This is a genomic window from Arthrobacter rhombi (genome assembly GCF_039526245.1).
Taxonomy (GTDB): domain Bacteria; phylum Actinomycetota; class Actinomycetes; order Actinomycetales; family Micrococcaceae; genus Arthrobacter_H; species Arthrobacter_H rhombi.
The window spans coordinates 97,149-108,518 of record NZ_BAAAIV010000019.1 but is presented as its reverse complement, the minus strand read 5'-3'; the positions used below and the strand labels follow the sequence as shown (position 1 = coordinate 108,518).

The window sequence follows — 11,370 nt, the reverse complement described above, 5'->3', positions numbered from 1 at the left end:
CGTTCCCGATCCGCCCCAGGAGCACGATGACCACCCCGCAGACTTCACCCGCCGCCTCGACCGCCAGCACCGACCCCTACAGCGGACTGGTGCTGGGCACCATGACGTTCGGCGACACCGTCGACGAGGCCACCGCGGCCCGCATGCTCGACACGGCGCTCGACGCCGGCATCCGCCACCTCGACACCGCCAACGCGTACGTGGGCGGCGAGACCGAGACGATGCTCGCCCGCCTGCTCTCCGGCCGCCGGGACGAGGTCTTCCTGGCCTCCAAGGCCGGTATGCCGCACGCCGACGCCGGGGACGACGCACTGCTCTCCCCCGCAGCGCTGCGCCGCAGTGTGGAGGCATCACTGGCCCGGTTGGGCACCGACCGGCTGGACCTGTTCTACCTGCACCAGCCTGACTATTCCACCCCGCTGGAGGAGACGCTGACCGCCGTGGCCGAGCTCGCCACGGAGGGGAAGATCCTGGCCCTGGGCGTCTCCAACTACGCGGCTTGGCAGATCGCCGACGTCCAGCGCGTCGCCGCGTCCGTCGGCGCCCCCACCCCCGTGGTCGCCCAGCAGCTCTACAACCTGGTGGCCCGGCGGATCGAGGACGAATACCTGCCCTTCGCCGCCGCCCACGGCGTGCGCACCATGGTCTACAACCCACTCGGCGGAGGCCTGCTCACCGGCCGGCACAGCTTCGGCGAGCGCCCCGCCGAGGGCCGGTTCGGGGACTCCCGGCTGGCCGCGATGTATACGCAGCGCTACTGGGACGCCACGCTCTTCGAGGCGATCGACGCGCTGTCCTCCCTCGCCACCGACGCGGGACTGACCCTGATCGAGCTCTCGCTCCGCTGGCTCGCGCACCACCCCGGCGTCGATTCGCTGCTGCTCGGTGGCTCCAAGCCCGCCCAACTCGAATCCAACATCGCGGCCATCGCCGCCGGTCCGCTGCCGGAGGACCTCATCGCCGCCTGCGAGGCCGTCGGCGTCTCGCTGCGCGGCCCCATGCCCGCCTACAACCGCTGATCCTCCTGGACCCATCACTCCCCACGAACCGAAAGCAGGAACCATGACCTCTCCCGTCGCCACCGAATTTGCCCGCAAGATCCGAGCCCGTGAACGCGCCGTGGGCTACTGGATCGTGCTGGACTCCCCCGTCTCCACCGAACGCATCGCCCGCGCCGGCTACGACTACGTCGCCCTGGACGCCCAGCACGGGCTGATCGGATACTCCGGCATGCTCCACGGGCTGATGGCCATCGACGCCGGGCAGACCGCCGCCGGCATGGTCCGCGTGGAGGCCAACAACCCCACCGCCATCGGCAAGGCGCTCGACGCCGGCGCGGTGGGCATCATCGTCCCGCTGGTCAACACCGCGGAGGACGCCGCCGCAGCGGTCCGGGCGGCAAAGTACCCGCCGCACGGCGACCGATCCTACGGGCCCATGCGCTCTGCACTGCGGGTGGGCCCCGTCCCCGCCGAGGCCGACGCCACCACCCTGGTCTTCGCGATGATCGAGACCCCTGACGGGCTGGAGAACGTGGAGGCCATCGCCGCCACCCCCGGACTCGACGGCGTCTACGTCGGCCCGTCCGACCTGGCCCTGGCCGTCGGCGCCAGGTTCCCGGGCGACCCCGACGTCGCCGAGGTCTTCGATACCGCCCTGGTCCGCGTCGCGGCAGCCGCCGAGGCCGCAGGTGTGGCCGCCGGCATCCACAACGCCACCGGTGAACTGGCCGCGCAGCGCCTGGCGTCCGGCTACACGTTCGCCACCGTCGCCTCCGACCTCACCCACCTGGAGATCACCGCGCAGGCCCATCTGGAGGCCGCCCGGGTCACCGCCGACTCCATCGCCTGACCCACCGAGCCCGCACCCTGGCCATCGGGCGGATTCCACGACCACTCCGGGAGAGAGCATGACCACCACCGCCTACGACGCCATCACCCCCGACGGCCGCGTGCACGATGCGCCCGGCACCACCACCGACGGCCTCGCCTTCGCCTACCTGCCGGCACCCACCGTGCAATCACACGCAGCCAACCTCGCCACCCTGCCCGACGGCCGGCTCGGCTGCGTCTGGTTCGGCGGCACCCAGGAGGGCGTCCCGGACATCAGCGTCTGGTTCTCCACCCTGGGCCGCACCGCCACCGGCTGGGACACCACCTGGTCGGAGCCGGTCCGGCTGAGCTCGGACGGCACCCGCTCCGAGCAGAATCCCATCCTCTTCGTCCACGGCGACGAGACCTGGCTGCTCTACACCGCCCAGCATGCCGGGAACCAGGACACCTCCGAGGTCCGCCGCCGCATCTCGCACGACGGCGGTGCCTCCTGGGGCGAGCCACAAACCTTGTTTCCGGCCACCGAGGAGGGCGGGGTCTTCGTCCGCCAGCCCCCGGTCGTCGTCGGATCCCGGCTGCTGGTGCCGATCTTCCGCTGCGTCACCATTCCAGGTCAGAAATGGGTCGGCAACCAGGACGACAGCGCCGTCATGGTCTCCCCGGACGGCGGCGCCACCTGGACCCGGCAGATCGTCCCCGGATCGCTGGGCTGCGTCCACATGAACATCCACCCGCTCGCCGATGGCACCCTGCTGGCGCTCTACCGCAGCCGCTGGGCCGACTGGATCTACTCCTCGCGCTCCACCGACGACGGGGCCACCTGGAACGAACCGGTACCCACCGAACTGCCGAACAACAACTCCTCCATCCAGTTCACCCCGCTGGCCGACGGCCGGCTGGCGCTGATCTACAACCACAGCCAGGCGCAGGCCAACACCGAACGCCGGGCCTCGCTGTACGACGAGATCGACGACGACGGTCTGGCGGACACCCAGGAGACCCTCTCCGAACCGCCGGCCCCCGCGGCCGGCGCGCCCGACGACGGTCCGAAGGCCTTCTGGGGCACTCCCCGTGCGCCGTTGACCGTCGCGATCTCGGAGGATGGCGGGCACACGTGGCCCATCCGCCGCGACCTCGAGGTCGGCGACGGCTACTGCCTGTCCAACAATTCCCGCGACGGCCTCAACCGGGAGTTCTCCTATCCCTCGATCCACCAGACCGCCGACGGGCAGCTGCAGCTGGCGTACACGTACTTCCGCCAGGCCATCAAATACGTCCGGGTCTCCCCCGAGTGGGTCTACGCCGGGGGCACCGACTGATGGCGGCACCGCACGCCGTCGTCACCGGGTGCAGCTCCGGCATAGGGCACGCCATCACCGCCACCCTGCTGGCCGGCGGGTGGAAGGTCACCGGGCTCAGCCGCCGCGAGCCCGGCTTCGCTCCGCATGCAAACCCACAGACGGGAGATGCAGACGAGGGCACCTTCGAATGGCTACGCGCCGACCTCTCCGCACCGGAGGCCCTGCCTGGCCTGCTGAGTCATCTGGATACAGTCGACGCGGTGGTCCATGCCGCGGGATTCATGACGACGGCGCCGCTCGGGTCGCTGGATCCGGCGGCACTGCGCGGGATGTTTGCCGTGCACGTGGAGGCGGCCTCGGCGTTGGTGGACACCCTCAGCACCCGCATCACCGACGGCGGGCGCGTGGTCCTCGTCGGCAGCCGGACCATGAGCGGTGTCGCCGGCAAGAGCCACTACGCGGCCACCAAGTCGGCGTTGGCCGGGCTGAGCCGCAGTTGGGCCATCGAGCTGGCGCCGCGGGCGATCACCTGCAATGTCGTGGCCCCGGGGCCCACCGACACTCCCATGCTCACCGATCCCGGACGGGCCGGCGTGCCGCCAAAGGTGCCGGCGCTGGGCAAGCTCGTGGATCCCGCCGATGTCGCAGCACTCGTGGCCTTCCTGCTCGGCCAACACGGCTCCTCGATCACCGGCCAGACGCTGACGATCTGCGGTGGCGCATCGTTGTAGGGCCTTCGTTCGGGATCCCTCCTCGGTCCTAGGAGTTTTGTCCTTCCCTCACGTTCTGGTTCGCCAGGAGCCCTTCAAGCATGTGCGTGCGGGCACGCTCGATGCCCGCGGACACTGTCTCGCGGATTTCCTCCTCAGACCCGGTGCGAATGACGTCGGCGAGCTTTCCGTGGTTCTTCGCAGTGTAGGGCTGCCCTTGTGTGCCCCTGAAATTAAGGAAACGCTCGATCTCCTCGTGGAGGGCGTTCACCGTCTGCGCAAGGACGGGAATGCGCGCCAGCTCGGCAATGCGGACGTGCAGCAGGCGGTTCAACTCATTGCGAGTTGCCCCGTCGGCGTCGGGGCGGATGCTGGCATTGCTGAGCTCGGCGAGCTCCTCCAACTCCTCGGTGCTCGCACGCCGGGAAGCAAGAACCGCAGCCTCGGGTTCCAGCAACTCGCGCATGCGGTAGGTGTCCTGGAGCTCCCCGAAGTCGATGGGCTTCACCAGCGTCCCCCGCCGGGGAATCACGACGACGAGTCCTTCGCGACGCAGCAAGTTGACGGCTTCCCGGATCGGCGTGCGGCTCATTCCGTACTCTGCTGCCAGATACGTATCCACGATGGCGGACCCCGGTCGGAAACGACAGCGGAGAATGTCGCGCTTGAGCATCTCGTATGCACGATCCGCCATGGATACTGGCTTGTTCATTCACTCAACTTTCGGAGCGGACACGGCTTCGACGGCCACTGATCTAAAAGAATCCTATCCGCACTAGCTTGACATGCTTATGTGACCAGTCTAACGTTCCGTGATATATAACACGAATGACAGACGGATGAATCACCCTTCAAGCCGTCTTCCAGCCCATAACATTCGGCTAGCAGCCACTGTTCAGGCCTCGAACGCATAGCGTTCAGCCATACCGCCCCGTTTGCCCACTTCCACGTGATCCCACTGGATCAGACAAGGCCTCGAGAGATGACACAAGCTCCCGTCGATACAACGACCGGCACCCCCACCAACCGCCTGTACCGAGCACTGAGCGCGATCGAACGTGCCGGCAATAAACTCCCACACCCTTTCTGGCTCTTCGTCATCCTGTGCCTGCTACTGGGCGTCGCAAGTGCGGCTCTCGCCGGCCTTGGCATAACGGTCACCCTTCCGACCAATGGCGAGGTCGTTTCCGTTAACAGCCTCTTCTCGCTGGAAGGGGTGAAATTCGCCATCGAGTCGGCCCTGACCAACTACGCCACGTTCCCACCTTTGGTGATGATCGTCGTCGTGCTCCTGGGCGTCGCAGTCGCCGAGCGCAGCGGCCTGCTGACCGCCCTCCTCAGGGGCACCATCGGGCGGCTTCCAGCACCGATGCTGACCTTCGCGATCGCCTTCAGCTCGATGATCGCCCACATCATGAGCGATTCGGCCTACTTGGTCATGATTCCGCTCGGGGCCTTGGCCTTCCGCACCGTCGGCCGCAGCCCTGTCCTGGGTCTCATGGTCGCCTATGCAGCAACTGCTGTCGGTTTCAATGCCAGCCCATTGGTGACACCACAAGATGCCATCCGCTCGTCCCTGTCGACTGCTGCCGCGGGCATCGTCGACAAGGACTACGTCATCACCCCCGTGGCCACCTACTTCTTCACGGCCGCCTCGTCCGTGGTGCTGGCCGCGACCATCGCCCTGATCGTCGACAAGTTCCTTGCCCGTCGGCCGGAATTCGGGGCGAGCACGCTCGATGCGGACCTGCTGAAGGCCGACAAGGTCTTCAACATCGTGGATACTCCGGACACCGCAGCGGTGAAGCTCACGGCCATCGAAGCCCGGGCGCTCAAGATCACGGCCGTGGTCTTCGTGCTCTGCGTGGCGGTCATCGCGGTGATGCTCCTGCCGGGCTCACCCTTCCTGGGCGAAGGCGGCAGCATTGTCCAGTCCGTCGTCGTGAAGAACATCGCCATCTTCATCTGCGTCATCTTCGCCCTGCTCGGCATCGTCTACGGACGGATCACCGGATCCATTCCGACGCTCGGAGATGTTCCTCCGGCCATGGCAGAAGGCATCCGCACCCTCGCCCCCGTACTTGTCCTCTTCTTCGTCGTCGCCCAGTTCCTGGCCTACTTCAAGTGGACAAATATCGGCTCCGTCATCAGCGTCAATGGCGCCCAAGCGCTGAAGTCACTCGATGCACCGCACCTGGTGATCCTGCTCGTCATCGTGCTGGCCATCACCTTCCTGAATATCCTCATCACCAGCGGTTCGGCGATGTGGGCCATCCTGGCGCCGGTCGTGATCCCGATGGTCATGTATGTCGGCCTCAAGCCGGAGGCCTCGATGGTTGCGTTCATGATCGGGGACTCCGTGACCAACTGCATCACGCCCCTCAACGGCTACTTCGTGCTAGCCCTCGGATACGTGCAGCAATTCCGCAAAGGCGCCGGCATCGGCACCATGCTGTCGTTCACGCTTCCACTTGCCGTCGGGGTCCTCGTGGTCTGGACCGCGTTCTTCGTGCTCTGGTACGCGCTCGGCATCCCCCTCGGTCCCGGCGTTCCCGTCCGCTAACCCTCCTGCCCCCTGATTCACGCCGCGTTGTCCGTGGCGCGCACCCTACAAAAGAAGGAACACCACCATGGGAAGTATTGCAATTGTCGGAGCCGGAAACGTCGGCCAGGCCATCGCCGGCCACATGGTCCTCGTGGGACACGAAGTGCGGATGTTTTCGCGCTGGCAGAAGGATTTTGATGCCATCATTGCCAACGACGGTATCGATCTCACCGGCGAGGTCGAAGGTCATGCTGCCACCCCCCTGTTGACCACGGATTTGGAACAAGCGGTTGTCGGTGCAGACGTGGTCATCGTGGCCGCCCCGGCCTTCGCCCACGCATATCTGTCGGAGCAACTCGCTCCACTGTTGGAGTCAGAACAGCTCATCATCTTCCAGCCCAGTGTGCTCGGCAGCGCGGTCGAGCTTGCCCGGCACTTCGCCTTGGTGCAGCGCACTCCCTGCGTGATTGCCGAAACCGCGACGAGCCTGTACACGTGCCGCCTACGCGGCCCGGCGCAGGTTTACATCGGCGCCATCAAACAGGCGGTTCATCTGGCAAGCATCCCCCACACGGAAACCCAGTCGACCCTGGAACGGCTGCGCCCCTTCTTCGGGGACCGCTACGTACCCGGCAGCGACACGCTTTCGGTTGGCCTCGCCAATTGCAATGCGATCTACCACGTCCCGCCGGCAGTGCTGAACATCAAGACCGTCGAAGACGGCGACAAGCTCCCCCAGCACACGCTAGTCACCCCCAGGGTCGCGGAAGTCATCAATGCGCTCGATGAGGAACGGCTCGCCCTGGCGGCGGCACTCGGGGTTAAAACCATCAGCTTCTGGGAATTCCTGGCCAGCGCCTATGGCGTCACCGAAGGATCCTACGTCGAGCGGATCGTTGAAGGCTACGGACGCCAGGCCTTCCCCGAACCCGACTCCCTGACACACCGCTACTTCACGGAGGACATTCCGTTCGGCCTGGTGATCTGGAATTCACTCGCCAAGCAGATCGGCCTCTCCCTGCCGCTGACGGACTCGTTCATCAAGCTCAGCGGCGTCATCTGCGGCACGGACTTCGAGGCCGACGGCCGAACGGCGGACGCTTTGGGACTGGAGGGTATGGATGCCGCAGCGATCAGGGCCGCTTTCCTCGATGGCGTGACCCCGCTCGTCACGACGTGATGCGGGCGGCACTGCCGCAAGATTGAACCGAGACTGGCCGGGTGGCCCCATCACTGGGGCCCCGGCCAAACTCGGTACCCGTCTCGCCCGTCATCCGCTGCCCACCGGAGGCGGGAATCTGCCGGGGGCGGCCGATAGATTCGGAGCAGCAGACGCCGGCAGGCGGAGTCATGGCCCCAAGGGAATCCGGGAAGGAACCGGACGGAGATCCGTCGCCCGGTTCGCCAGCATGCCGCCGCCATCAACGGCCCCGGGCTGGTACCCGGAGCTCTCGGCGACTGTGTCCGACCGCATTCAGTTGGGACATACCCAAACGGTTTCCAAGGTCAGCCGAGAACACATTCAAACGTATTGGGAGATTGGCCGTGAACTCGTCCTGGGGATCAAACGGCCGTCGGCGACTCCGAGGGGACCCATTTGACGATGTGGGTGGCGATGGCGACGAGCTCGTTGCCCACGAAGGCCTCGACCGTCGCCTCGGCGCGTCGGGTATCGGCGGCGTAGGAGGTGAATTCGTGGCGCACGCGCAGGGTCTGTCCCGGGAAGACGGCCCGGATGAAGCGGATGCGGTCGTAGCCCAGCGACACCGGGACCAGCCCCTCGGGACGCGCGCTTTCGAGGGCCTTTCCGGCGACGGTCGACATGAACCCGACGACCAGCGCACCGTGGACGTGGCGGGTCCCGTACGCGGTGCCGCGCATGTACTCCTCGTCGGTGTGGTTGGCCGCGAAGTCGCCGGTGATGCCGGCGAAGAGCACCATGTCGGTTTCGGTGAGGGTCTTGCGGAATTCGGTCGTGTCGCCGGGTCGGACCGGCTGGTGGGGCGCGTTCACATCGTCAGCCCTCCGGAGACCGAAAGAACCTGGCCCGTGGTGTAACCGGCGTCGGCCGAGGCGAGGTGGGCGACGGCCGCGGCGATCTCGGTGGCCCGGGCCGGGCGGCCCTTGGGAATGGCCTTGACGGTGCCGGCCATGACCTTGCCGGTCAGGCCGTCCTCCGCCAGCATTCCGGCGAGCAGGTGGGTGTCGGTCGGGCCCGGGGAGACGACATTGATGGAGACGTCGGATCGCGCGGTTTCGCGGGCGACGGAGCGGGCCAGCCCGGCCAGGCCGGCGCGGGCCGCCGAGGATGCCGCATCGCCCAGGGTCCCGGCCTTGCCGCTGTCGGAGCCGATCAGGACGATGCGCCCGAAGCCCGCTTCCAGCATGCCCGGCAACACTGCCCGGACCAGCAGGGTGGGCCCGTAGAGTTCGGTGTCCAGGATGTCGTGCAGCGCCTCCACGTCGGTGTCCTTCAGGAGACTCAACGGGTGGCGATGCCCGGTGGTGACCACGAGCGTGTCGATGCCGCCCAGTGCTTGCGTAGCCGCACCGGCCGGCCCGGCGATCCGGTCGACCGCGCCGGGGTCCCTGGCGTCGAGCCGGCTCGTGCCGGCCCAGGAGCCGGTGGGCAGCCCGGCGCCGAGTGCCGTGGCACCGGAGCAGTCGCCGTGGTGCGTGCCGTGGATCCGGGCGCCTCCGGCAGCGAGGCGCTGGGCAACGGCCGCGCCGATCCCTCCGGTGCCGACCAGCAGGACCCGGCGGCCGGCGAAGGCGCCCCCGGCCCGTGGGGCGGTGGTGCCGCCGGGTGGGGTCTGGTCGTCATCCATGCTGGTCCTTCCGTGGGGCTTCCGGGGCTCAGAAGGCGGAGCGCCCGGTGATCTTGCGGCCGATGAGCAGGGACTGGACGAATTCGGTCCCCTCGTAGGTATGGACGACTTCCATGTCGGTCAGGTGCCGGGCCACGTGGAAGTCGAGCAGCAGGCCGTTGCCGCCCAGCAGATCGCGGGCCTGCTGGGCGATGGTCCGGGCCTTGTTGGCGGTGTGCATTTTGGCGATGGATGCCATCGTCCCCGTCCAGGTGCCCTCTTCCTGCAGCTCGGCCATGCGGAAGCAGATCAGCTGCATGGCCGTGAGTTCCGAGAGCATCGACGCCAGCGTGTTCTGGACCAGCTGGTATCCGCCGATCGGATGGCCGAACTGCTCGCGGACGTCGGCATAGGCCACGGCCGCCTCGAAGCAGGCGACGGCGTGCCCCAGCGATTCCCAGCTGGCGCCACCGCGGGTGGTGGCCAGGACCCGTGAGGTGTCCCGGAAGCTGTTGGCCCCGGGGAGGCGGTTGGCCTCCGGGATGCGCAGCCCGTCGAAGGCGAGGTCCGCCTGCAGGACGGCGCGCTTGCCGATCTTCCCGTCGATGGTCCGGGCGCTGAACCCGGCGGGGCGGTCCTCGGGGTTGCGGGGGTCGTCGCGTTCCATGACGAATGCCTTCACGTTCCCGTCGGCCTCGTCACGGGCCCAGATGACCACGAGGTGCGCCATGGAGCCGTTGCCGATCCAGCGCTTGGCCCCGTTGAGCACCCAGGTGTCCCCCTCGCGGCGCGCGCTGGTTTCCAGTTGCGCGGAGTCGGAGCCGCGGCGTGGCTCGGTGAGGGCGAAGGCCCCGATCTTCTCGAGCCGGACCATGCCGGGCAGCCAGCGCTGCTTCTGCTCCTCAGACCCGAGCAGGTTGATGGTCCCCATGGTCAGGTTGGCCTGCACGCCCAGGAAGGTGTTCATCGAGCCGTCGCCGCGGGCCAGTTCGACGGTGGCCAGGCCCGCGGCCAAACGGGACAGCCCGGCCGCGCCATGCCCCTGGATGACTCCTCCGACCAGGCCGGTCGCGGCGAGGCCGGGCAGCAGTTCCCAGGGGAACTCGGCGCGTTCCCAGTATCCGTTGATGACCGGCAGGACCTCGTCGTCGACGTAGGAGCGCATGCGCAGCCGGGCGTCGGCCGCATCGGGCGGCAGGTCGCGGGCCAGCAGGAGGTAATCCGTTTCGCGCGGGACGGACAGGCGTTCGCGCAGGGTGTCCAGATAGCCGTCGGTGTCCTCGAACCCGGTCTGGAAGGGGTGCATGTCACTCATAGTCGTACCATCCCCTGCCGCTCTTGCGTCCGAAGTCCCCTGCCTCGAATTTCTCCGCCAGCAGCGGATGCGGCAGGTCCTGCGGGTCGCCGGTCTGTTCGTAGGTTGCCTGCCGGATGAGGTAGCTGACGTCCAGGCCGACCAGGTCCATCAGTTCGAACGGCCCCATGGGGTGGCCGAGCGCGTCCTTGGCCGCGGTGTCGATGTCCTCCAACGACGAGACACCGTCCGCAAGCAGTGCCAGCGCCTCGTCCCGGACGGCACCCATGAGCCGGTTGGCGATGAAGCCCGGGATCTCCTGGTTGAGCAGCACCGGGGCCTTGCCCATGGCACGCGCCACCTCGGTCACCGTGTCCACCGTTTCGGACGAGGTCTGGTCGTTGCGCACGATCTCCACGGCCCGCATCACCAGGGCGGGGTTGAAGAAGTGCATGTTGCACACCTGGTCCGGCCGCCCGGTGGCGTCGGCGACCGTCGAGGAGCCCAGGGTGGAGGAGTTGGTGGCGAGGATGGCATGGGCCGGTGCCAGCGAATCCAGCTCGGCGAAGATCGCGCGCTTGATCTCCAGGCGTTCCGTGGCCGCCTCGATGACGAGGTCTGCCGTCGAAGCCGGGCCCGCAAGGTCCGTGGTGAAGGCGATGCGTTCCCAGGCGTCCGCCGCCTGTTCGGCGGTGAGGCGGGCCTTCGTCACCCGGCCGTCGATCCAGCGGCGCATGTCGGCCTCGGCTGCGGCCACGGCGTCGGAGTCCACGTCCCGGACCGTGGTCGAGAAACCGGCGACGGCGGCCGCCATGCCGATTTGACGGCCCATGGCCCCGGAACCGATGACGAGGATGTTCTGCACTGTGGTGTCCATGCCG

Annotated in this window: 11 protein-coding genes; 6 read left to right on the top strand and 5 right to left on the bottom strand. The window is 67.7% G+C overall.

Annotated elements, in window-relative coordinates:
* Positions 1-26: 26 nt before the first annotated feature.
* The 4 genes from ABD088_RS14720 to ABD088_RS14705 are packed head-to-tail and all read left to right on the top strand — an operon-like array spanning position 27 to position 3,864.
* Positions 27-1,019, top strand: coding sequence for an aldo/keto reductase (locus ABD088_RS14720; protein WP_343902717.1), 993 nt, complete (start codon positions 27-29; stop codon positions 1,017-1,019).
* 43 nt (positions 1,020-1,062) lie between these two features.
* Positions 1,063-1,851, top strand: coding sequence for an HpcH/HpaI aldolase family protein (locus ABD088_RS14715; RefSeq protein ID WP_343902716.1), 789 nt, complete (start codon positions 1,063-1,065; stop codon positions 1,849-1,851).
* 58 nt (positions 1,852-1,909) lie between these two features.
* Positions 1,910-3,151 carry a sialidase family protein gene (locus ABD088_RS14710; protein ID WP_343902715.1) on the top strand — a complete coding sequence of 414 codons (1,242 nt, stop codon included), beginning with the start codon at positions 1,910-1,912 and terminating at the stop codon, positions 3,149-3,151.
* Positions 3,151-3,864: an SDR family NAD(P)-dependent oxidoreductase gene (locus tag ABD088_RS14705; RefSeq protein ID WP_343902714.1), complete on the top strand. Its 714-nt coding sequence runs from the start codon at positions 3,151-3,153 to the stop codon at positions 3,862-3,864. The genes ABD088_RS14710 and ABD088_RS14705 overlap by 1 nt, the downstream gene beginning before the upstream one ends.
* Before the next feature lie 28 nt (positions 3,865-3,892).
* Here the strand turns inward: ABD088_RS14705 and ABD088_RS14700 are convergent, their stop codons facing one another.
* Positions 3,893-4,555 carry a GntR family transcriptional regulator gene (locus tag ABD088_RS14700; protein ID WP_343902713.1) on the bottom strand — a complete coding sequence of 221 codons (663 nt, stop codon included), beginning with the start codon at positions 4,553-4,555 and terminating at the stop codon, positions 3,893-3,895.
* 270 nt (positions 4,556-4,825) lie between these two features.
* Between ABD088_RS14700 and ABD088_RS14695 the strand changes: the two genes are divergently transcribed.
* Positions 4,826-6,406, top strand: coding sequence for an AbgT family transporter (locus ABD088_RS14695; RefSeq protein WP_343902712.1), 1,581 nt, complete (start codon positions 4,826-4,828; stop codon positions 6,404-6,406).
* 67 nt (positions 6,407-6,473) lie between these two features.
* Positions 6,474-7,568 (top strand): NAD/NADP octopine/nopaline dehydrogenase family protein, encoded by a 1,095-nt coding sequence (locus tag ABD088_RS14690; protein ID WP_343902711.1) that lies wholly within the window; start codon positions 6,474-6,476, stop codon positions 7,566-7,568.
* Between the two features lie 383 nt (positions 7,569-7,951).
* Here ABD088_RS14690 and ABD088_RS14685 read toward each other — a convergent pair whose 3' ends face one another.
* From ABD088_RS14685 to ABD088_RS14670, 4 genes are read right to left on the bottom strand one after another with little or no spacing between them, the layout of a single operon-like run.
* Complete coding sequence (locus ABD088_RS14685) at positions 7,952-8,401, bottom strand: MaoC family dehydratase (RefSeq protein WP_343902710.1); 450 nt, start codon at positions 8,399-8,401, stop codon at positions 7,952-7,954.
* Complete coding sequence (locus ABD088_RS14680; protein ID WP_343902709.1) at positions 8,398-9,216, bottom strand: SDR family NAD(P)-dependent oxidoreductase; 819 nt, start codon at positions 9,214-9,216, stop codon at positions 8,398-8,400. Before ABD088_RS14680 ends, ABD088_RS14685 begins: the two co-directional genes overlap by 4 nt.
* Before the next feature lie 28 nt (positions 9,217-9,244).
* A complete protein-coding gene (locus tag ABD088_RS14675) occupies positions 9,245-10,510 on the bottom strand; it encodes an acyl-CoA dehydrogenase family protein (protein ID WP_343902708.1) in 1,266 nt (421 codons plus the stop codon).
* Entirely contained in the window at positions 10,503-11,366 is an 864-nt protein-coding gene (locus ABD088_RS14670) for a 3-hydroxyacyl-CoA dehydrogenase family protein (RefSeq protein WP_343902707.1), read from the bottom strand. Before ABD088_RS14670 ends, ABD088_RS14675 begins: the two co-directional genes overlap by 8 nt.
* Positions 11,367-11,370: the final 4 nt, after the last annotated feature.